Here is a 21910-nt window from a genome sequence, read left to right as displayed (position 1 = left end):
CCGAGTTTCCCAACCTGCGGCTTTACGCCCGGGGAGTTGTCCGCTTGAATTCGGTCATGACTGACCGGAACCAGACAATACGAATCGGAATCATCGGAGCCGGAGCCAACACCCGACTCATGCACCTTCCCGGATTTCAGGCGATCGAAGGCGTGTCCGTGGATGTGGTCTGCAATCGTTCGGAAGCTACGTCCCGGAAAGCGGCCGAAGCGTTTGGCATCCCCCGGATCGCCAAGGACTGGAAAGCCGTGGTTGGAGATCCTTCGATTGACGCGGTCATGGTCGGGACCTGGCCTTATCTGCATGCGGAGGCCACCGTGGCGGCGCTGGAGTCGGGCAAGCATGTGCTGACCGAGGCGCGGATGGCGCGCGACCTGGCGGAGGCGGAGGCCATGTTGGAAGCATCCGTGCGTCATCCCGAACTCGTGACGCAGATTGTGCCTGCACCGATGTCGCTCGATTTCGACGCCGTCGTTCAGGATCTGCTCACCAGGAAGACTCTCGGAGACATCCGGGAGGTCTGTGTGACCCATACCGGGGCGCAGTTTGTCCGTTCGGACACGCCGGCGACCTGGCGGCAGAGCATCGAGTTGAGTGGATGCAATATGCTGACCATGGGGATCTACTACGAGATTGTCCGCCGCTGGCTGGGGACGGATCCGGAATCGGTCATCGCCTCGGGGGCGGTCTTCACACCAACCCGCCCGGGTTTCCTTGATGGATCGCCCGAGTCGATTGGTATTCCGGATTCCGTGACGATCCTTGGCCATTATGCAGAAGGTGCGCGATTCATCGGGCACTTCAGCGGCGTCGAGAGCGGCCGACCGCGGAATGAGATCCGCCTGAACGGATCCAAGGGAAGTCTTCGGGTTGATTTTGCAGCAAAGGAGCTCTTTCGGGCTGAGGCGGGAGTGGCCGAAGAAAGACCGGTGGATGTCCCCGTCGCATCGAGGCGCGGATGGCGGGTTGAGGCGGATTTCGTGGATAGTATCCGGACGGGCGCGCCGGTGCGGTTGACCTCCTTTGCGGATGGGGTGCGCTATATGGCTTTCACCGAGGCTGTTTTCAAATCGGTGGAAGCGGGTGGGGTGGCTCAATCCGTGTCGCCGCCAAGCGGTCCGGGTTGAGCGGATTTGCTGCCGTCTCTCACCAATTGGTGACGGAACCGTCCTCGCGCCGCAGCTCCGGCAGGTTAGGGTCGACCATGGGATGCCGGGCGGCGGCTTCAGGATCGAAGGTGATACCGAGACCGGGCCCTTCCGGGGGGAGCAGGCGCCCGTTCCGGAATGGGACCTGGACCGGGAAGACGTCGGTCAGGAGCGTCCCTGGAGCCCGGACCAGCTCCTGAACCGCGAAATTGCTGGTTGCCAGATCGAAGTGCAGGCCCGCGGCGGCGGAGACGGGTCCCAGGGGATTGTGCGGAGCGATCCGGATCTGGTGGGTCTCGCACCAGCCGGCGATCTTCTTCGCCTCGGTAAAGCCGCCTGCGATGGACAGATCGATCCGCGCATAGTCCAGCAGGTCCTCCTCGATCATGGATCGAAACTCCCACTTCGAGCTGAACTGTTCCCCCGCCGCGAGAGGGATCCGGGTGTGTTGCCGCAGGTTCCGGTAAGCTTCCGGGTATTCGCACCGGAGCGGGTCCTCGAGAAAGAAGAGATCAAAGGCCTCGGCCCCGCGGCAAAGGTTGAGGGCATCCGGCAGATCCAGCCGGGTGTGGGCATCGAGACAGATCTCGATCTCGGGGCCGACTGCGCCACGCACGCTTTCGAGTATTTCCAGGGCCTGCCGGACGCTTCGGCGCGGATCGAAGGAGTCGCCGCCGCCATCGGGAATTCCCAGCCTGAGGTAGCGCCATCCCTCCTTGACCGCATCACGGGCCTGTTCGGCCACGTCGTCCGCATCGGAGAGGTGCCTGCCGACATGCACGTAGGCGTCGACATGATCCCGACACAGGCCGCCCAGCAGCTGGTAAACCGGGACGCCGAGGGCCTTGCCCTTGATATCCCAGAGGGCCAGGTCGATGGCCGCCATGGCGGCCCCGGCGATGCGTTGGGCCGGAAAAAAACCACCTCGAGAAAGACGCTGCCAAAGGTGTTCGGTCCGGAACGGATCCTGCCCGACGAGAAGCGGTCGGAAATGTTCGAGGCAGCCGATGACGGCGTGTTCGCGCCCGGTGATGCCGGCTTCGCCCAATCCGATAGGACCGGCGTCGGTTTCGACGGTCACGATGAGCAGGTTGCGGGTCCCGAAGCCGATAACGTGGGGTTCGATGGCCGTGATTTTCATTTGACGTAATGGAAGGAAAGAATTCCCGATTCTCGGGCGGGATGCGATTGATTGGCAATGCTGACCTGAGCTACAATACTGTAATCAAATCCATGAAAGGACACTCCGACTCCATCCGTAGACTCTTCTTCGCCGCAGGGCTGGCTTCCCTGACGGTTCTGTTTTCCCCGGCCCAGGCGCAAGCACCGTCTCATTCTGCCGATGTTCCGATCATCAAGGTCATGTTTCTGACCGGGCAATGCAGCAAATCCCATGATTGGACAAAGAGCAGTCCGATTCTCAGGGAGATGCTCGATTCCGCCGGGATTTTCGCCGTCGACGAGGTGATCACGCCTCCCGCCGGTGCCGACATGTCGGGTTTTTCTCCCGACTGGTCACGTTACGATGTAGTGGTCATGGATTATGATGGGGATGACTGGCCGGAAGCGACAAAGGAGGCCTTTGCGGCGTTCGTCCGAAACGGCGGTGGACTGGTCTCCTTTCATGCGACCAACAATGCCTTTCCCGACTGGAAACCGTTTCTGGAGATGACCGGGGTCGGCGGCTGGCGGGGACGCAATGAGAGCTGGGGGCCGATGATCCGTTGGGTTGACGGAAAAACAGTCGCGGTTGATTCGCCCGGCAGCTACTGGCATCCGCCAAAGCATGATTTCCTGATCACCACTCGGGAACCCGATCATCCCGTGATGCGCGGCCTTCCGGATGCGTGGATGCACGCTCACGATGAACTCTACGCCCAGTTGCGGGGCCCGGCACAGAATGTCACAATTCTGGCGACCGCGGTGGCGGATCCGGCTCAGTTTGAGCGATCGACCGGTGAGAATGAGCCCATGCTGATGGCGATTGCGTACGGGAGCGGAAGGGTCTTTCACACCACCCTGGGGCACGTCGGTCAGGGTGATGAAGAGCCGATCCGATCCGTCCGCTGTGTCGGGTTCATGACGACCCTGCTCCGGGGGACGGAGTGGGCCGCCACCGGGGAGGTGACCCTGCCGGTGCCGGAAGATTTTCCGACGGACAAGGCGACATCCGTGCGGCCGGCCGGCGATTGAGTCAGAATCCGATCGTGTTTTCCACGGTGTCTTCCGCGGTGGCGAAGTCTTCGTACTCTTCCAGAGGGGCGAAGCGATCCGACCGGAATCCCAGTTCCTCCCCGCCGACATGGTGGGGGTCCGGCTCATTATGGAGCTCGTGAAGCAGTAGCCTCACCTCCGCACTGTCACTGCCAACCAGGGTGCCCCGGCCGAGACTGACCGACCGGATGGTATAGGTCACGTCCTTGACCGGCAATTGGTCATAGTATTCGTGAACCCAGGGTTCAAAGGTGTCATTGACACAGACAACACGTTGTCCCACTTGCATGAACCAAAGGATAGGACAGGCGGTCTGACCCCCGCAAACCTCATTTGGCGGGTCCTTCAGGGGTCTCGGGTCGAAGGTTTCCGGCATAGAACGGATCCGACAGATTTGGACAGGCATGGATTGACCCCGGGCAATTCCCGAAAAGGATCGCGCAATGGATACCCCAAGCCTGAACCCGGTGAAAGTCGCCATCGTCGGACTCGGCCGCGCCGGTTGGTCCATTCATGTGGAGGCGTTGAAAGACCGAGCTGATTTTCGAATTATTGATGTCGCCGATCCGAATGAAGAACGACGGGCCGAGGCGGCGGCGCTGCTTGGTTGCGGGACTCATTTGACGATCGACGGCCTGCTTGCCGCCACCGAGGCCGAAGTCGTGGTGGTGGCGACCCCGAGCCATACGCACGAGGCGGATGGACTGAAGGTCCTGGAATCGGGCCGGCACTGCATTCTGGAGAAGCCGATGGCGACCTCGCATGCCGGGGCGCTCAATCTGCTGGAGGCCGCGGGTAGGGCGGACAGAAAGCTGTTTGTCCACCACCAGCGGCGATTCAGTGATGAGTTCCAGTTTCTCCGCGAGATCATCGACAGCGGCGTCCTCGGGGCTGTCTTTGAAATCGATCTCGCCTGGGGCGGATTTGCCCGGCGCAACGATTGGCAGACTCTGAAGAAGAATGGCGGGGGAAACATCAACAATACCGGTCCCCACATTGTCGATATCGCCCTCAATCTGGTCGACTCGAGGGTGAATGCTCTTTTTGCCGACGTGCGCCACGTAAAGGACGCCGGTGATGCGGATGATCACGCCCATCTCTTCATGAAGACCGAGGGAGGCCAGACCATCGACCTGCTGGTGACGACCTGTCGCGCCCTGAACGGTCCCCGGACGGTTCTGTTGGGCAGTCAGGGCACCCTGCAGGCGATGGACGATCAGAAGGCCATGCTCAAGACCTTCGACGCGGCAAGTCTGCCCAAGCTCGAAGTGATCGACGGCCTGGCTCCCGGGCGGAAATATGGGAATGACGATGTGCTTCCCTGGACTGAGGAGGAACGGACAATGAAGCCGACCCGGCAGATCGGCGGGTTCCACGACAATGTCCGGGCGGTTCTCCGCGACGGCGCGGCCATGGTCGTCACGGCCGAAAGCGCGGCCGAGGTCCTTCGGGTGATCGAGTGGGCCAAGCGCGAGGGTGAGGCCACCTGAAGTCTGGTCATCCCCGTCGGTTCCTTCAGAGTCCGCGAAATGGTCCGCCACTCCCTGCTCCTCCTCTGCACCCTGGTCTCCCCGTTTGCCTGGACCTCCGAAGGGACGGGCGGGAGTGTTGATTGGCCCGTCTATCTGGGCGATGCGGAAGGAACCCACTATTCGGAACTCAAACAGATCAACCGGGAGAATGTTGATCGGCTGGTGGAGGTCTGGCGATGGACCGGGAGCGGGAATCGGGAGGACGGGCGGACCCAGATCCAGTGCAACCCGCTGATCATTGACGGGATTCTCTATGGGACAACGGCAGACCTGCATGTCGTCGCCATCGATGCGTCCACCGGGTTGTTCCTCTGGCGTTTTGATCCCTTTTCGGGAGAGGGAAACCCGTCGGGCCTCGGGGTGAACCGGGGGCTTTCGTATTGGATTTCTGATGACGGATCAGACCGCCGCCTCTTCTTCAGCGGCCATTTCTTTCTCCATGCCCTGGATCCCGCGAATGGCCGCTTGATCGAGAGTTTTGGTGAAGGCGGAAAGGTGGACTTGAGGAAAGGGCTGGGACGTCCGTCGGAAGATCTTTTTGTCATTTCCAACACGCCCGGCGCGGTTTTTGGCGAGCTCATCATCATGCCCGTCCGGGTGGGGGAGGGCCCCGGTCCGGTCCCGCCCGGCCATATACGGGCCTTCAATGTGCGCACGGGTGAACAGGTCTGGCGGTTCAACACCATACCCCAGCCGGGCGAGCCCGGGTACGAGACCTGGCCACCGGAGGCCTGAAATACATCGGCGGCGCCAACGTCTGGGCGGGAATGACCGTCGATGTGGACCGCGGCCTGGTGTTTTGTCCGACCGGTTCCGCGGCGTTTGATTTCTGGGGAGGGGGTCGTCTGGGCGACAATCTCTACGCCAACTGCCTGATCGCACTGGATGCCGCGACGGGCGAACGGGTCTGGCACTATCAGTTCGTCCGGCACGACCTTTGGGACAGGGATCTGCCGGCTCCTCCCAATCTCGTGACGATCCAGCGGGATGGCCGGGAGATTCCCGCCGTGGCCCAGATCACAAAATCCGGCCATGTTTTTGTTTTTCACCGCGAGACGGGTGAACCTCTCTTCCCCATCGGGGAGGTTCTGGTTCCCGGCTCCGATCTGGCAGGGGAAGTCGCGTCGCCGACCCAGCCTCTCCCGCTCATCCCGGCTCCGTTTGCGAGACAGGTTTTCTCGGCGGCAGAGAATACGGACATTTCGCCGGAATCAACCCTGGCGGTCCTCGAGCGGTTTGTCACGCTCCGGCCTCATGTGCCCTTCTTGCCGCCCAGCTGGGAAGGCACCATCATCTTTCCCGGTTTTGACGGTGGAGGCGAATGGGGCGGGGCGGCGGTTGATCCTTCCGGGATTCTGTTTGTGAATTCCAATGAAATGCCCTGGGTCTTGACCATGCTGGAGGTTGCCAAGGGCGAGACGGCCGGGGCGCGCCTGTTTCTCGGTTATTGTGCCGGATGTCATGGTGCGGATCGGAACGGGAGTCCGGCCCAGAACATCCCGGAGCTGGCGACTCTGCGTGCCCGGATGTCGGTCGATGAAGTCAAGACCCGCCTGATGGAAGGCAAGGGATTGATGCCGAGCTTCGCCCACGTGCCTGAAAGGGATCGGGATGAGATTGTTCAGTATCTCCTGGGCTTCGACGATCGATCGACCGGGAGTCCTTTGGGTCAGGGGACCACGGAAAGCGCTGCTTCACCCTACACCCACACCGGTTATCGACGGTGGAAGGACCCCTCCGGTTATCCGGCTGTCAGGCCGCCGTGGGGAACGCTCAATGCCATTGATCTCAATACGGGAGACTATCGCTGGAAGGTTCCACTCGGCGAGTATGAGGAACTCACCGCGAGAGGTATTCCGAAGACCGGCACGGAGAACTATGGCGGTCCGGTCGTCACCGCAGGTGGGCTTCTCTTCATCGCGGCAACCCTTGATGAAAAGATCCGTGCTTTTGATACATCGACCAGCGAAGAGATCTGGAATTCGACCCTTCCCGCCGGCGGCTACGCGACTCCGGCCACCTATGCGATCAATGGCCGGCAGTTCCTCGTCATCGCCTGCGGCGGCGGGAAAATGGGGACGAAGAGCGGAGACAGCTATGTCGCGTTTGCCCTCTCCGACGAAGACCGGACAAGCCCGGGCGCAGGGTCTGGGAACTGAGCTTGCGAGATCACGGTTCCCATCGGTAGGTCACATCGGGTGCGGATTCAGGAGGCGGACTGACCCCAAAGCGGACCGCTTTGAAGCCGTGCTTTTCGTAGAGAGCTCGGGCCATCGTGTTTTCCTGGTGGGTGAATAGCCCGAGCCCGTTCGGAGACACACTCTTTGCGAATTCGACCCAGCGACTCCCCCAACCCTGCCGCCAATGCAACGGGTCGACGTAGAGTCGGTCGATGGTGGAACCACTCATGGCAAGAAAGGTGACGATGGTCTTGCCATTGAGACCCACCCAGATACGGCATCTCGGGGCGACGTGCTCGCGAAAGACGAGGGTGGCCTGATGGAGGGTAAATGACTGCCAGGTCGAAAGGTAGGGGTAGGCGGCCCGGCCGGATCGGTGCCAGACCCCGGCCACCGCGTCGGCATCTTCTTCGCGGAAAGCCCGGATCGGGTGGTCGGCTGTCTGCCCTTTCCGACCGGGACTCGTCATAGCCGGATGGGATAGCCTCCGAATTCGAGTCCGGCCTCGATGTAGGCTTCCACGTTGGCGATGATCCGGTCCAGTTGGGTCCGGTCCAGATCCGGATCGATCCCGGCGTGCCCACCGGTGGTCCGCAGCGAAAAACCGCCGCCGGGAGCACCTTCCCTGATGGAACGGCGGACCGACGAACGAACTTCATCCCGGCTGATTCTGTTGAAGAACTGGGAAGGAACATTGCCCGAGAGCATCATGCGATCGCCGACCTGCCGCTTGGCCCGGGCGAGGTCGATGTCCCCGAAAGGGTCGGGTTCCAGGGGTTCGGTGGCGTCGATGCCCATCTCAACCATCGTTTCGAGGTAGCCCATGCACCTGCCGTGGGAGTGGCTGCGGTGCCTTCCGCCAATCCGGTGGATGGCATCGTTGACCATCTTGTCGTAGGGGAAGACCAGTTCATTGAACCGATCGCGACCCAACCACGGCGGAATAAGCATTTCGATGGCCCAGGTGCCGAACCACCCGGTGATCCCGGCCTGTCCGAGGGCGAGAATCGTGTCGCGGGTCTGCCGATTGGCGCTGTCGAGGAACTGGTGGATGATCTCGGGTTCCGTGGCCAGCCAGATATAGACTTCCTCCATTTTCGACCATCGAACCAGGGTGCCGAGCGGGTGGGCCACGCCCATGAGGGCGACGCCGCGTGTGCCGATCTGATCAACTGCCCGCCGGTGGCCTTCGATATCCAATGGTCGGACTTTCCGGGGCGCCCCGGCCAGACGCGCCAACTCATCAAGGGTCTCGATGTAGCGGCGATCCCAATGGTAGTCGGCCGATTCGAGCTGGGAGTAGACATGCCGGGTGATCGCGTGAAAATCCCCGACCGGGGTCCGGTGCGTTCGCCGGATTCTCCTGTAATCTCCCGGTATATCCTCGATCACTTCCTCGGAATACTCCGAATCAAGACCAAAGAATCCCCAGTCGACCGATGGAGTTCCCAGGAAATTGTCTGCCTGGTTGTCAATGAAAGCGACGATCCGTTCCATTCCAGCAAGACCGCGGGCTCGGTCCGATACCTGCAATTCGATCGGAACCCGGTCGGGCTCGCGGAAGGCGGCCGCCGTATCCAGTCGTTCTCGGGAGGTCATGGGCGTTTCCTTTCTATCTAGAGAGCCTTCAGAATACTGACAGGTTCCGGTTCCGATGTCGCCCGTCATTCGTGCACCGGCGGCAATGCCGGAAGGAAAAGGCGCCGAAATCGTCAGATTCCCGCCTCTGCTTCAATCTTCAGGATCGACCAGAGATCCACGGATGGAACGCGAATCACCAGGGCGTCCGATCTGTTTTCAGTGGGCAGCTCCAAAGGATCTTTGCCCGGGGAATGCAGGGTCGCCACCGCGTTGACCGGATGGCCGATCAGTTCGGGGCTGATGAACAGAACGTTCCCGGTGACCGGAATCATGGAATCGGACTCCGGATCGTAGTCCTGATTGAGAAGGTGGATGGCAAAGGTGGTTCCGGATGGACCGGTCTTCTTGCGGGGGAGCGTCCAGAGGCGGCCGGGACCTTCACGTCGGATCCACGGTTGGATGGTCTCGGCCAGCTCGTTTATGCCGTTCCAGATTCGGGCTCGACCGTCGGCCAGTCGACGATTGACGATGGAACCTTGGGCGCCGTCCGGGATGGCACTCTCCGGAACGATCAGGTGGGACCATGAGTCCGATTCGTCTGCGGTCAACTCGTGCTGCAACCACGAATCACCCGCCACGGCCAGGGCAAGGGAATAGCCGGCATCATGCAGTTGCCGGGCGATTTCGCGAACGGACCAGTCGTTATCCCTGCAGGTCGCATTGTTGTAGAGCAGGCCGATCTGGGCGACCGGCTCGAATCCGTCAAAGAGTCCGCGGTTGGTTCTTATGAAATCGGTCAACGGTCTGAACGTCTCGATCGGTGTGGCATACCATTGGGTGCCGGTTTCCGGCGTGAATCCCCATTTCTCGTAGGCATACATGAAGTAGTGGCCGAAGGCATGGGCGGTCGCGATCCAGCGCCTGACCCGGACGACATGGTCATTGGCCCCGATCCGGATCCAGTCCTCCCCGGTCCCGGTGGCGAAGACAGGTTTCCCGAGGGCGGACGCCAGCAGGTAGCCCACAGGTGGTATCCGATCCTCCTCGTCGTACTGCTGGACTTCGTTGGCAAAGTAGTCCGCCTGGTGAGCGGTGGCCATCTGGGTGGGCGCTAGATTCCAAGCGTTGACGCCGACCGGGATCGGGCTACCGGCTTCGTCAGCCACGATACCCTTGAGTTCCTTGACAAAGGCTGCGGCGGCCTCGCGCTGAAAGGTCAGGAATTCTTCGCGGAGCGGAATGGCATGATCCCTGATTCCGGATCGGTAATCCTCCAGGGTGGTGAATCCGGCATTCCTTACCCACTCACGGTAGTTGAAATTCGAGAGTTCGGGAAGCCCTTGGACCATCCGGTCGGTCTGGGTGAGACGCCCGTTCAGCCAGACACGGAACCCGTCCATGCAGGCGTCGCAGAAACACCCGCCGGCGTGGTCCGCCGCGGCCGCTGTGCCCATATGGTCGTCAAGGTGGAGCAGGTTGGCGCCGGCTGCGATTCCGGCGCGGGCGCGCATGATGATCTGTCGTCGAAAGAGAGGATGATTGGTGCACCCCCAATAGGAGGGCGTGCCTTCGTAGAAGCCATCGGCCAGCCAGTTCGGGACGATCCGGTCGCCGGCGATATCGAGGCAGACCGCGTCCTGGAATTCCGGTTGCTCATGGAGAATCCTGGGTGTGGCCGTCAGCATCCAGACATTCACGGCACGGCGGGTGACGCCCAGCGACCGGTAGGCTTCGAAGCGTGCCTTAAGCCCATCAAGGTCTTCCAGGTGAAGAACGGGATCGATCCCCCAGGCCATCACGGTCGGATGGAGAGGGGCAAAGGCTTCCACCTTCTCCGGTTCTGCTTCCGGCATCAGGGCAATGGCCGAGTGTTCGAAGCTCGCACGGGTAGACCAAGCTGCGTTCTCGTCAGCTGAAAGATTCACGCTGCTCATGAAGGTCATCAGAGCGATTCCTTGGACGAAGGTTGATGATGTCATGTGAGGAATCCGATCATGATGCGATGCCTCTCGGAGCCATGACCCGGGCGATCGGCCGGAGGGCCCTGTCAATCGGCCGAACCGGGTCAGTTGGTCCGGCAGCGAAGGAGCGGGTGACTGAAGTCCACCGGAATGATCCCCGTGCGGTGTTCGCTCGTGGTTCCCGGAGGCATGAAGTGGATGGCGAGGGCCCGGCGCTGATGGTCGGTAGTGTTGGGCTGAGTGTAGTGGAGGGTCTGGCAGTGGTGGAAAAGGCATCCACCGGCGGGGAGGTCGACCACCACCGCCTTGGACTCATCGACCCCTTTCAGATCCAGGAGGGCGTTAGTCGAAGCATTCTGTTCATGCCAGACCGGTTTGAGGTGGCTGCCCGGGATCAACTGCATGGCTCCATTCTCCCGGACGACATCGTCGAAGGTGAGCCAGCAGGAGATCAGATTGGCGGGGCGGCATTTCCAATAGGCGTTGTCCTGGTGCCAGCTGACCGGGCCGCCGACCTGGGCCGGTTTGAAAAGAGCCTGATCGTGAAACAGCTGGATATTGGGCCCCATCAGGTCGGCCATGAGGTCGAGGATGCGGGCGTCGTAGATCAGCTTGCGGAAGTGAATGTTGCGCTCGCACATCTGCATGATCTGCAGCATCTGCTTTGAGGCGCTCTTCTTTGTTTCGACATCTGAACCGTTGTCGATCGAGAGATTGCGCAGGCTGTCGGTTTCCCAGGCTCTCGCGAACTCTGCATCGTATTCCTTCTGATAGAAGAGGATTTCCTCGTCGGTCAGGATCTTTCCGATCCTGAGGAATCCCTGTTCGTGAAAGGTGTCGATCTGGGATTGGTCGAGACGCGATTTTAGGGGAGGATTGAGTGTTGCGGTGGACATGGGCAGGTTGGGTTTCCAGGTGAGGGATGAGAGGAACAAATCGGGCGGGGGGATGCCCCGGCATGTCTGGTGAAAGTGACGGAAAGGCAGGACGCTATCCGGAGCGACCGGAAACACGCAATTCCCGATTGAGCCAGTTGACCACCGAAGGCCAGATCCGGACCGTCCACGGGTGTTCGGGGTTGTAGATGAATCCATGCCCGGACCCGGGGCTGGGGATGAACTGAACCGGTCGCCCGGCCTGCACAAGAGCATCCACCAGCAGGCGGGATTGCTCGTACGGCACGATCGGATCTTCGGGGTCGTGGACGATCAACATGGAAGCGGAATCAGTGTTGACCCGGAGCGCCGGGGAGGCGGCCCGCCATTGCCGGCTGTATTGATCATGGGTACCCCCGAGAAAAGCCATCCAGTTCGGATTGATTCCGCCGCTGGCGTCACGAAGAGCCAGGAAATCGTGGATACCGTGGATGTCGACCACATGATCAACCCGCGTCGGGATGCCGTCGACCTCCCCGCCGATCACTCCAAGGCAGGCGGCCAGATGACCTCCGGCAGAACTGCCGATGGCCCCGATACGATTCGAATCAATTCCGAACCGGGCGGCTTGCCGGCGGAGCCAGACGACGGCGGCAAGGCAGTCCTCTACCGCAGCCGGATACGGCGAAGCCGGTGCCAGTCGGTAATCGATGGTCAGCGCGACATAACCGAGGCTGGACAGGTGATGGGCATGCCAGCGAAAAGTCTGCCGTTCCCCGGCATGCCAGCCGCCGCCGTGAATCAGGATGATACCGGCGCCGTTGCCCGTTCCTTCAACGGGAAGATAGAGATCCAACGGGAGGTCGTTACCGTTGCGGGAAACGTAGATCTCGGTCTGGTCAGGTGGAGGGGGCGTTGTGTGGGGCTTCATCGGAAGTGGCAGGACGGACGAACGGTTGGAAGAGTATGTCCCGTCCCCCCAGCCGCGGCCAGTCCTCTTTCGGTTTCAGCGATGAATTCCTCTTTTCCTCGTTGCCAGCGTCCCCTGCTCAGGACAGCCAAGTTGTGCGGTGAACGCAATGATGGATAGAGGACCGGACCGATGGGTGTGTCTTGGCATGGGCATTCTCTGTCTGCTCACCTCGGGTTGCAGCACGGTGGGTTACTACGGTCAGGCCATGTCCGGGCAGGTGGAGATCTGGCGTAAACAGGTTCCCATCGATTCGGTCGAGAGCAGCGGAGATGCTGATCGCGAATTGCGCCGGAAACTCGATCTCGTCAAGGAGATGACGATGTTTGCGGAGAGCCGGTTGGGACTTCCGGCCAATGGAGATTATACCCGATACGCCGATCTCGGACGCGAGCATGTGGTCTGGGTCGTCTTTGCCGCTCCCGCCTTGTCGCTCGAGCCAAAGACATTCTGGTATCCGGTTGTCGGTTCCCTCCACTATCGCGGGTTTTTCAAAGAATCCGCCGCTGAGGCGTTCGCCGGGCAACTCAGATCCAAGGGCTTCGACGTTTACGTTGGCGGAGTGGACGCTTATTCGACGCTCGGGTGGTTCTCCGATCCGGTGCTCAACACGTTCATGCACTACGACGACATTGACCTCGCGGAACTCATCTTCCACGAATTGACCCATCAGAGGGTGTTTGTGCCCGGCGCAACCGCCTTCAATGAGGCGATGGCCACGGCGGTCTCCGAGGAGGGTACCCGGCGCTGGTTGGCCTCACGCGGCGATGAACAAGGGGTGAATGAATATGCGGAACGCCTCGAACGCCAGGCCGTGGTCTTTCAGATGATAGAGTCCGTTCGGACCGCACTGGGCGAACTCTACGCTTCGCCACTTGCCGACACGGAAAAGCTTGAGAGAAAGGCCGGTCTGATCGTCGCTCTGCAGAATCAATTGCGTCCCCTCTCGGAACACTGGGGAGAAGCCACGCGTGAGGCCTGGCTGGAGAATCCGCCGACGAACGCGCTGTTCAACGCCACCGCCGCCTACTACGCGATGGTGCCTTGTTTCTCCCGCTTGATCGAGGATCTGGATGGAGACCTCGACCGCTTCTTCCTCGCAGTCAGCGAGCTGGATCCGGACGCCATACAGGCCGGGGCTTGCGAGTAAGGCGAGCGGTACCCTGCTTTTCGATTCGAGCGAAGGGCTTCCCTGATGCTTTCACCCATCGGTCTGTCAGGGTTCTGCTGATACCCATTTCCCGCCCGCGGGTATAGGATGATGGATGCGGCTCCGGAGATTCTCCCGGATCCGTCGCCCCGTTGAGTCGTTCCTCTCTTTCCCACCCCGGACATGCGAACCCTGCGTTACCTCCTCTCGATGACCCTGCTTATGGGCTGCGCGGTTTCGGGAATCCAGGCCGGAGTCGAGGGCTTGACCGAGATCCGGGTCGATGACCTGGAGAGTCTGCGGTCGGCGCAGCAGTTGGTCGGTCCATCGGCTCCCCAGCTGGGAGGAGCCATCACCATCCGCCTCGGCCCGGGGGATTTCCTCCTGGAGGACAGTTTTCACATTGCCCGTTCCCGCGTATCCCTTATCGGGGAGGCGGGAACCCGTCTGATCCTCGCCGACGGCGTCAACAAGCCGGTCCTCGCCATCGGGAGCCAGGTGGAGCATCCGGTCGCATCCGATCAGATTGAACGGATCGTTGTCGCGAATCTCGAAATCGACGGGAACCTGAGTGAGCAGGATTCCGAGGTCAGTCGGATGCAGCCCTGGATTCGGAACAACGGGATCGATGTCCGCGCCGTGCGTCATCTCACGGTCGCGGGCGTCTCCGCCGGCAATAACCGCTCGGGAGGGCTCGTCATCAGTTGGGATTCATCCGATGTCCGCGTGGAGGATTCCGTCTTCGAAGGGAATTTCTTCGATGGCGTCGCCTATTACGCAAGCGCGGACGTCGTCACTCGGAACTGCACGATGCGGGGCAACGGCTTTGCGGGGATCAGTCTGGACAACCGCATGGTCAAGAGCCGTTTCGAAGGATGTCGGGTGGAGTCAAACGGTGCGGTGGGCGTGTTTGCCCGCAACTCAGTCGGGCTGAGATTCGACAATTGCGTGATCGAGGATTCGGCCGACTGGGGAGTCTTTCTGGCTCACGACGAAAAGGCCCGGGGTGTCCATGACATCGAATTTGCCGTCTGTGAAATTGCGAATAACCACGGGGGACTCTTCATGGCCTCGGTGGATGATGATCAGTCGAGCGGCACCCGGGTCGTCAGTTCGGCATTTCGGGGAAATGGGAAGGATGGTCGGAGCAACATCCAGACTTCGGGCTCCACCATCTGGACGGTGGGGTTGGTCGAGTTGCCCTAGAGTCTGGGTTGTAGGCTGTTTTGGTGACCATTTGTCGAGAGCCGGATGGGCCGAGGGGAGCATCCACTGTATGGCGAGTGGCACTTCGACACAACGGAGTGGTTGCACGCGGATTCTTCGGTTTGGTTTAGCAACGCCGCTGTGTCGGCGTTTTGGTCGACGGGTCCATGGAGAATATCAAGGAGTCGCACTCCAGTCGATACGCCGTCACTGGCGGGTGGAAAGTGCATGACAGCCTCTTAGGCTTGGAATAGGCACCTGGTTCGTCCATGGGTGGTGGTGATGTCCGGCTCAGGTGCCATCTCCAGAACAGCAAACGATCGCCCGAATCCGAGTGGTTCCGACTCTCGGGACCTCCTGGATTGGACACAGGTTCAGCTGGAATCCTTCCTGTTGAAGGCGGGACACAAACCGATTCATGCAGAGACGATCCGGGCCATGCTGTTCCGACGGCTCGTCACGGATACAGGGGAGATGGACGGACTGCCGGGAAGAATTCTCCGGAGCCTGAAGGATGCCGATCTGTTCGTCGGGCGCCCGGCCATCATCCGGGATGAGGCCAGTTCCGATGGCTTCACCCGGAAATTCCTCCTGCAATACCCGGATGGTGAAGCCGTTGAAACAGTTCTGATGCGCTACCGCGGCCGGTCAACCGCTTGTGTGAGCACGCAGGCGGGTTGCGCAATGGGGTGCGTGTTCTGTGCCACCGGTCAGGCTGGATTCCGTCGTCAGCTCACCACGGGCGAGATCCTCGCCCAGATTCTGCTGGTTGCGCGGGTCCTTCGAGCGGACGGCGAGCGTCTGCGAAATCTGGTTCTGATGGGGCAAGGGGAACCTCTTCACAATTACGATGCGGTCATGCAGGTGGTCGATGAAGTCATCCAGGAAAAGGGTCTGGCTCTGGCCGCTGACCGGGTCACCCTGAGCACGGTCGGCTTGGTGCCCGGCATCCGGCGCCTTGCCGATGAAGGCCGGCCCATGTCGCTGGCGGTCAGTCTCCACGCGGCCACCGATGAGGAGCGCAGGGCCTTGATTCCGGTCGCGCGACGCTGGCCCTTGGCCGAGCTGATGGATGCGTGCCGTTATTTCACCCGGTCCACCGGCAGGGAAATCTTCTTCGAGTGGACCCTGATCGAGGGTGTCAACGACGGCCCCGACCAGGCGGCGAAATTGGTGGACTTGCTCCGCCGCCAGTCCGCTCACGTCAACCTGATCCCCCTCAATCCAACTGCCGGATTCACGGGATCCCCAACCGGCCTCGTCCGCGCCCGGCGGTTCCAGGAGGTTCTTCGATCCGGAGGGATCGTCTCGACCATCCGACAACGGCGCGGCATCGATATTGCCGCCGGTTGCGGTCAATTGGCGGCCTCCGCTTCCTGAACGCGACTTTACAAGAGAGACCTGTCACCATCATGAAGAAAAGCAGCGTGTTCTTTCCGCCAGAACTGGTTGAGCGGGCTCGAAGGAATTGCGAACGGTTTCCCTGGGCGGCCGACATCCGGGATGCGGTCATTGCGCGGGCGGAGCCATGGCTCGGGTATTCGTGGGATGAACTCTGGGAGTCGGTGTTTGGTCCGGGAATCACCCGAAGCTGGATGGTCTGGTCGCACGGCTTCTGTCCGGCCTGCTCCAATCCCGTCACCATGTACAACTGGGAGATCGATCCGTTCCGCCACCCCTGGAAGGTATGCTGCCCGCATTGCCGGGAGTTTTTTCCGAAGAACGATTTTCAGCAGTTTTACCGCTCGGGAATGGATCGGGCAGGTTGGTTCCGCCCGGAGTTGGCCGACCGGAATCTGCTGGTTCCCTCCGAGGAGGGGTCTTCGGGACCTCCCGGATTCGGGATCGATGATGGCGAGGGTTATGTGGACGGGGGGCACCGCTGGCGCTTCATCGGGGCCTATCTCATCTATGGGCAATGGAAGAAGCTTGTTCTGGGCGGGATCCAATCCCTGTCGGAGGCCTGGCTGGTCAGCGGGGATGTCGAGTACGGGAGAAGGGCGGCCATCCTGATCGACCGGGTCGCCGATGTTTACCCGGAATTTGACTTTGCCGAACAGGGGCTGGTTTACGAGGAAAAGCCCCGCTCCGGATATGTCTCGAACTGGCACGATGCCTGCGCGGAAACCCGCCAGTTGGTCGAAGCCTACGACCGTATCTTCCCGATACTGGAGGACGACGCACTCATTGCCTATCTGAAGTCGAGGGCCAATCGTCATGGCCTGGCGAATACCAAGGAGTCGGCGGGCGAGATCCGCAGGAATATCGAGGACCGGATACTCCGGGATGCCCTGGCCAACCGGGACAAGATCTACTCCAATTTCCCCAACGAAGAACAGACCTGCCTGGTCGTCGAAACGGTTCTCGGTTGGCCGGACAATCGGGAATACATTCTCGAGTTGATCGATGCCATCTTGGTCGAGGGTACCGCGATCGACGGCGTGACCGGGGAAAAGGGCTTGATGGCCTATGGAACCATCGGTCCTCGGGGAACGGCGGCCATTCTCGGCCAGTTCGGGCGGCTGGATCACGATTTCCTGCGGGAGATCCTCCTCCGGCATCCACGGATCCGGGATCATTTCCGATTCCATGTCGATACCTGGTGCCTTCACTCTTTCTACCCAAAGGAAGGCGATGGCGGAGGCTTCAATCAGAACAGGGCGGATTGCTTCGGAACGGTTTTCGGGTTCCGCGGTGCGCCGGCTCCGGGCCTTGCGCCCAGTCCCTATGCGTTCCTCGGTCAGCTTTATCAATTGACGGGTGATCCCGCCTTTGCGCAGATCCTCCACGAGGGAAATGAACGAACAACCGAGGGACTGCCCCACGATCTCTTCGCGGAAGATCCGGATGCCTTTCAGCGGATGATCCGCGGGGTGATTGCCGAAAATGGATTCCTGCCGACAGTGGGGAGTGTCAACAAGCAGCAATGGCACCTGGCCGTTCTCCGGTCGGGCGACGGAGACATGGCGCGGGCCCTCTGGGTCGATTACGATTCGATGGGGCGCCACTGTCACTTCGATGCCATGAACATCGGGTTCTTCGCCCATGGATTGGATCTGCTGCCGGACTTCGGGTATCCACCAGTGCAATACGGAGGCTGGTATTCACCCAAGGCGGATTGGGTGAAATCGTCCGCCGCCCACAACACCGTGGTTGTCAACGGTCTCAATTCGAAGGAAGGGGCGGGTTTGACGAAACTCTGGGTCGATCGCGGGCCGGTCCAGGCCATCCGGGTCTCGGGCCCGGATCTGACCGCTGCCCACCGTTTTGAGCGAACAATCGCCCTGATTGATGTTTCGGCCGAAAACGCCTACGCCATCGACGTTTTCCAGGTTGAAGGGGGAAACGACCACGCCTGGCTCCTGCACGGTTATGCCGGCGAGATGCGCACCGCCGGCCTGGCGCTTCAGCCGGGTACCGATTTCGGAAACGGTGCCCTGATGCGGGACTTTCGAGGTGATCCCGGCCCGGCGCCGGGATGGCAGGCCGAATGGACGGTCGACCGGGAGATGGCGGACCTGGGTGATCGACCAGATGTTTTTCTTCGGTTCCACGGGCTGACCACGGGTGCGGCAGTTGACGTGGCGCAATCCTGGGTTTCGCTCGGCTATGGCAAGGAGAACCGGGACGCCTGGATTCCACAATTGCTGGTCCGTCGGCGCGCTCGAGATGACTTGAAATCCACCTTTGTGGGTGTGTTTGAACCCCATACCGGTCACCCGGAGATCACGGGAATTCGCAGATTGGCTCTGGAAGATGACTCGGGCAACGACTGTGGAGCTTCATCGGTCGCCCTGGAAATCCGACTGCGGGACGGCCGGCGCGATCTCATGGTTCTTGCCGATTCTGCCGGGGAGGGGAGATCCCTTCATCAGCCGGATTGGGGCCTGTCCCTGTCAGGCGAGCTGTGCTGGATCCGCCGCAGCCGGGATGGACAAATCTCGGAATTAACGGTGGCCGGCGGCCGGGCGACAGTGAAGGGACGGGTTTTTGAGTCCAAATCCGCCGGGTTCCTGACCACCAGTCTGTAGGGCCGACGCTGGTGCGCCGCCGCCCGAGGCAACTTTTTTAGGCGCAACCGGGAAGTCTTTCATTCGGTCGAGCGTGACCGCTGTGCGCGCCTTCCAGTCTACCTGTAGACAAGGTAGACGATACCGACCACCGCCAGGAGTAGAACCCAGGCGATCCCGAAGTAAAGAAGACATCCTTTCCGCACTTCGCTCTTGAGGGAATGGACATGGCTGTCCTCCAGGGGGTCGGGGACGATGGCGGGCGGCTTTTCGACCACCGGGGCGGGTGTGGCCGGTCCGGGTCCCGTCGGCTCGACCGAAGCGGGTGTTGGTTCGCAGATTTCGGTTGTCGATGATTGCGGCGCCTCGAGGGCAATCTCCTCATCCAGCCACTGCAAATGCCTGAGGATGAAATCCCTTTGTTCCCTGAGTTTCTGGAGGCGGTCGGTCATTTCATCGGTGTTCAGGCAGCTCGTCCGATCACTGGATTCGGCGCGAAGTGACGGGTATTTTAGCCCGGGCACAAAAAAAGCCCCACACGATGGTGGGGCTTTCCAGTCCGGATACCCGGAAAAACAGGGAGGCCGTCAGGCCGCCGATGTCGCGACTACGCCGACTTTGCGGTGGGCCTTGTCGAACTCGACGGTGCCGTCGACCAGGGCGAAAATCGTGAAATCTCGTCCGAGACCCACATTCTTGCCCGGATGGAATTTGGTGCCGCGCTGGCGGAGAATGATGGTGCCGGCCGTGACGGCCTGACCGCCGAAGCGCTTGATACCCAAGCGCTGGGCGTGACTGTCGCGTCCGTTCTTGCTGGTTCCCTGTCCCTTCTTATGTGCCATGGCAAAAAGTCCTCAAATCAGTTGTTCGTAAATCAGCCCTTGATGGATTCGATCTTGATGACCGAAAGCTCCTGGCGATGGCCCCGCTTGCGGCGGTAGCCCTTGCGCTTCTTCTTCTTGAAGATGATCACTTTGTCACCGCGCTTGTTCTCGACAAGGGTGGCGCTGACGCTGGCCCCGTCGACGAGGGGCGTGCCGAACCGGATATCCGAGCCCTCACCGACCGCGAGAACGTCGTTGATTTCGATGGTCGCACCCGCTTCAGTGCCGGGAAATTGGTTGACGACAAGGACGTCACCTTCCTGGACGGTGAACTGTCTGCCTTGGGTCTTAATAGTCGCTTTCATGAGAGATAAACCGGTGAATAAGAAGGTCCGGAGAGTCGAAATCAAGGATTTTATTCACAATCACGGGATCATTTGATGGATGGAGAGACAGTCAGGCGCTATTACCGGGATCCGGTCGCCGTCCGGCATTATGCAGACGCGGCCGCCCGAATCGGCCTCTGGGCGTCGGAAGAGGTGGTCTTTACCCAGGTCTTTGACCGGAACGACACGCTCCTGGATTGTGGTTGTGGAGCGGGGCGGATCGCTCTGGGCCTGTGGGAACTGGGCTACCAGAAGATCCTCGGGTTCGATTTCTCCCGGGAAATGATCGAGGAGGCCCGTCGACTGTCCCGGTTGCTTGATTATGGTATTCCGTTCCGGGTGGCCGATGCGACCCGTCTGAATTTCGAGGATGGAATCTATGATGGGGCCATTTTCGGCTTCAACGGTCTGATGCAGATCCCCTGGCGGGCGAACCGGCGCAAGGCGATGATCGAGATCGCCCGGGTCCTCAAGTCGGGGGGGCTCTTCGTCTTCACGTCCCACGACCGGGACCTTAACCGTTATCGCGAACTATGGGAGGAGGAGAGGGCGCTTTGGGACAGCGGACGGCAGGGAGACGGCTTGCTCGAGTTCGGCGATCGTCATGCGGAAACTCCCGAGGGGATGGTCTTCATTCACATTCCACGACCGGCGGATGTGAAGGAGGACCTGGAGTTGACCGGGTTCGAGTTGTTGGAGTCGCACCTGCGGTCGGAGATCGCGAGCGAGTCGGAGGCTGTTCGCGCATTTTCCGAAGAATGTCGTTTCTGGATCGCGAGGCGGATCTGAAGAAGAAGCGGGTAGGGGGAGCCTCTGGGTTCGGGGCTACCCCATCCGTCCCGCGTTGACTTCCTCCTAAAGTGTCGGTGGCAGAAGGGAAGTGTAGCAATGCCGCTGTGCCGTCGTTCCCGGAGGTTATGGGGCACTTCGACACAGCGAAGTGGCTACACTCTGACTGATTGACCTGATGCGGACGATAATGCCGTGAATCGGTGTCGGATGAGCAGGTCGAATTTCACACTTGTCAGCTCCGGAATGGCCGTACACGTTGGTGCCAGTTCCGATACCCTCAGGAGAGATGGCTGAGCGGTCGAAAGCAACGCTTTGCTAAAGCGTCGTACCTCAAAAGGGTACCGAGGGTTCGAATCCCTCTCTCTCCGCCATTTTTCCAGATTCGGTAGCCGCTGAACTGGAATCAGTTGCGGGGTCTACACCAAAAGATGGGGACAGTGGGTCTATTTGGGTTGATGTTGGGGTCTACACCAATAGTTGGGGACGTCAGCCAATCCCCACCACGAAGGCCAAGGTTCGGTTCAGCTGAAGCGTCTGTTCGTCGGTAATCGAGCCGATCCGTTGTCCGATCCGCTTCAATGCGACCGCTTGGACCTTGTCGACCATGATCTGAGATGGTTTCGAAAGGCCGTTTTCCGGGGTCGGGTTCACCAGAATTCTGAATAGGGGAGCTTCCCGGACTGTGCCCGTGAACGGGCATATGATGACGCTGGCGAAGTCGCGTTGATTCAGCGCATCAGTCTGCACGATCACCGCTGGGCGGGGTTTGCCGAAATCGCCAGGAGCCGAGACGGAAAAGATCTCCCCGCGCTTCATTCTTCAGGCCAGTCCGCCGCCTGTTCAAGAAAGTGAAGGGTCTCCTGTTCATCTTCCGGGTCCAGATTGCGCACCTGCTGCTTCAGCTTCTCCTCAAATCCCGGAGATCTTTGATCTGGGACCCAGATCTGAACTGGTCGCAGTCCCTGACTGCGCAATCGAGCCCGATAGTCGTTCATCCGCTCGGCTGTTTCCTTCTTTGCCATCTTTGTAACATGTTACAATTCGAGTCTGCTGTGTCAACGTGAAATCGCAGGTCCCACGA

The 21910-nt window shown here is 60.6% G+C and carries 22 protein-coding genes and 1 tRNA gene; 11 read left to right on the top strand and 12 right to left on the bottom strand.

Features of this window, described 5'->3' with window-relative positions:
* The first annotated feature begins 56 nt into the window (after positions 1–56).
* Positions 57–1127, top strand: coding sequence for a Gfo/Idh/MocA family oxidoreductase (locus R3F07_19295; GenBank protein ID MEZ5278536.1), 1071 nt, complete (start codon positions 57–59; stop codon positions 1125–1127).
* Positions 1128–1146: 19 nt separating this feature from the next.
* Here the strand turns inward: R3F07_19295 and R3F07_19290 are convergent, their stop codons facing one another.
* Entirely contained in the window at positions 1147–2289 is a 1143-nt protein-coding gene (locus R3F07_19290; protein ID MEZ5278535.1) for a mandelate racemase/muconate lactonizing enzyme family protein, read from the bottom strand.
* A 92-nt stretch (positions 2290–2381) separates the two neighbouring features.
* On the opposite strand from R3F07_19290, the gene R3F07_19285 reads away from it, so the two are divergent.
* Positions 2382–3341 (top strand): ThuA domain-containing protein, encoded by a 960-nt coding sequence (locus R3F07_19285; protein ID MEZ5278534.1) that lies wholly within the window; start codon positions 2382–2384, stop codon positions 3339–3341.
* A 1-nt stretch (position 3342) separates the two neighbouring features.
* Here the strand turns inward: R3F07_19285 and R3F07_19280 are convergent, their stop codons facing one another.
* Entirely contained in the window at positions 3343–3651 is a 309-nt protein-coding gene (locus tag R3F07_19280) for a hypothetical protein (protein MEZ5278533.1), read from the bottom strand.
* Positions 3652–3805: 154 nt separating this feature from the next.
* On the opposite strand from R3F07_19280, the gene R3F07_19275 reads away from it, so the two are divergent.
* Genes R3F07_19275 through R3F07_19265 form a run of 3 tightly spaced genes read left to right on the top strand, consistent with a single transcriptional unit; the run spans position 3806 to position 7053 of the window.
* Complete coding sequence (locus R3F07_19275) at positions 3806–4852, top strand: Gfo/Idh/MocA family oxidoreductase (protein MEZ5278532.1); 1047 nt, start codon at positions 3806–3808, stop codon at positions 4850–4852.
* A gap of 39 nt (positions 4853–4891) precedes the next feature.
* Positions 4892–5629 (top strand): hypothetical protein, encoded by a 738-nt coding sequence (locus R3F07_19270; GenBank protein MEZ5278531.1) that lies wholly within the window; start codon positions 4892–4894, stop codon positions 5627–5629.
* A gap of 32 nt (positions 5630–5661) precedes the next feature.
* Entirely contained in the window at positions 5662–7053 is a 1392-nt protein-coding gene (locus R3F07_19265; protein ID MEZ5278530.1) for a c-type cytochrome, read from the top strand.
* Between the two features lie 10 nt (positions 7054–7063).
* Here R3F07_19265 and R3F07_19260 read toward each other — a convergent pair whose 3' ends face one another.
* The 5 genes from R3F07_19260 to R3F07_19240 all read right to left on the bottom strand — a co-directional run bounded on the left by R3F07_19260 (position 7064) and on the right by R3F07_19240 (position 12422).
* Complete coding sequence (locus tag R3F07_19260) at positions 7064–7543, bottom strand: GNAT family N-acetyltransferase (protein MEZ5278529.1); 480 nt, start codon at positions 7541–7543, stop codon at positions 7064–7066.
* Positions 7540–8673: a uroporphyrinogen decarboxylase family protein gene (locus R3F07_19255; protein MEZ5278528.1), complete on the bottom strand. Its 1134-nt coding sequence runs from the start codon at positions 8671–8673 to the stop codon at positions 7540–7542. The genes R3F07_19260 and R3F07_19255 overlap by 4 nt, the downstream gene beginning before the upstream one ends.
* Positions 8674–8786: 113 nt before the next feature.
* Positions 8787–10634, bottom strand: a complete 1848-nt coding sequence (locus R3F07_19250; protein MEZ5278527.1) for a hypothetical protein — start codon at positions 10632–10634, stop codon at positions 8787–8789.
* A gap of 86 nt (positions 10635–10720) precedes the next feature.
* A complete protein-coding gene (locus tag R3F07_19245) occupies positions 10721–11512 on the bottom strand; it encodes a phytanoyl-CoA dioxygenase family protein (GenBank protein MEZ5278526.1) in 792 nt (263 codons plus the stop codon).
* Between the two features lie 94 nt (positions 11513–11606).
* On the bottom strand, positions 11607–12422 hold the full coding sequence (locus R3F07_19240; protein MEZ5278525.1) for an alpha/beta hydrolase: 816 nt from the start codon (positions 12420–12422) through the stop codon (positions 11607–11609).
* A gap of 187 nt (positions 12423–12609) precedes the next feature.
* On the opposite strand from R3F07_19240, the gene R3F07_19235 reads away from it, so the two are divergent.
* From R3F07_19235 to R3F07_19220, 4 genes are all read left to right on the top strand, one after another.
* Entirely contained in the window at positions 12610–13611 is a 1002-nt protein-coding gene (locus tag R3F07_19235) for an aminopeptidase (protein ID MEZ5278524.1), read from the top strand.
* Between the two features lie 183 nt (positions 13612–13794).
* The gene (locus tag R3F07_19230) at positions 13795–14817 is read left to right on the top strand and encodes a right-handed parallel beta-helix repeat-containing protein (GenBank protein MEZ5278523.1); all 1023 of its coding nucleotides are present in this window, start codon (positions 13795–13797) and stop codon (positions 14815–14817) included.
* Between the two features lie 282 nt (positions 14818–15099).
* Entirely contained in the window at positions 15100–16197 is a 1098-nt protein-coding gene (rlmN, locus tag R3F07_19225; protein ID MEZ5278522.1) for a 23S rRNA (adenine(2503)-C(2))-methyltransferase RlmN, read from the top strand.
* A 32-nt stretch (positions 16198–16229) separates the two neighbouring features.
* Positions 16230–18848, top strand: coding sequence for a heparinase II/III family protein (locus tag R3F07_19220; GenBank protein ID MEZ5278521.1), 2619 nt, complete (start codon positions 16230–16232; stop codon positions 18846–18848).
* 98 nt (positions 18849–18946) lie between these two features.
* Here the strand turns inward: R3F07_19220 and R3F07_19215 are convergent, their stop codons facing one another.
* From R3F07_19215 to rplU, 3 genes are all read right to left on the bottom strand, one after another.
* Positions 18947–19279 carry a hypothetical protein gene (locus R3F07_19215; protein ID MEZ5278520.1) on the bottom strand — a complete coding sequence of 111 codons (333 nt, stop codon included), beginning with the start codon at positions 19277–19279 and terminating at the stop codon, positions 18947–18949.
* A 135-nt stretch (positions 19280–19414) separates the two neighbouring features.
* Positions 19415–19669, bottom strand: coding sequence for a 50S ribosomal protein L27 (gene rpmA / locus R3F07_19210; protein MEZ5278519.1), 255 nt, complete (start codon positions 19667–19669; stop codon positions 19415–19417).
* A 32-nt stretch (positions 19670–19701) separates the two neighbouring features.
* A complete protein-coding gene (gene rplU, locus R3F07_19205) occupies positions 19702–20016 on the bottom strand; it encodes a 50S ribosomal protein L21 (GenBank protein MEZ5278518.1) in 315 nt (104 codons plus the stop codon).
* A 75-nt stretch (positions 20017–20091) separates the two neighbouring features.
* Here rplU and R3F07_19200 point away from each other — a divergent pair, with 75 nt between their 5' ends.
* Positions 20092–20826, top strand: coding sequence for a class I SAM-dependent methyltransferase (locus R3F07_19200; protein ID MEZ5278517.1), 735 nt, complete (start codon positions 20092–20094; stop codon positions 20824–20826).
* A gap of 283 nt (positions 20827–21109) precedes the next feature.
* Positions 21110–21200: transfer RNA gene (locus R3F07_19195), tRNA-Ser, on the top strand.
* Positions 21201–21315: 115 nt separating this feature from the next.
* Here the strand turns inward: R3F07_19195 and R3F07_19190 are convergent.
* Both R3F07_19190 and R3F07_19185 read right to left on the bottom strand, forming a co-directional pair.
* Complete coding sequence (locus tag R3F07_19190) at positions 21316–21645, bottom strand: type II toxin-antitoxin system PemK/MazF family toxin (protein MEZ5278516.1); 330 nt, start codon at positions 21643–21645, stop codon at positions 21316–21318.
* The gene (locus R3F07_19185) at positions 21642–21851 is read right to left on the bottom strand and encodes an antitoxin MazE family protein (protein ID MEZ5278515.1); all 210 of its coding nucleotides are present in this window, start codon (positions 21849–21851) and stop codon (positions 21642–21644) included. Before R3F07_19185 ends, R3F07_19190 begins: the two co-directional genes overlap by 4 nt.
* Between the last annotated feature and the right edge of the window lie 59 nt (positions 21852–21910).

This window comes from Opitutaceae bacterium, from assembly GCA_041395105.1.
Lineage (GTDB): Bacteria > Verrucomicrobiota > Verrucomicrobiia > Opitutales > Opitutaceae > B12-G4.
This window is presented reverse-complemented; position numbering and strand designations above follow the sequence as displayed.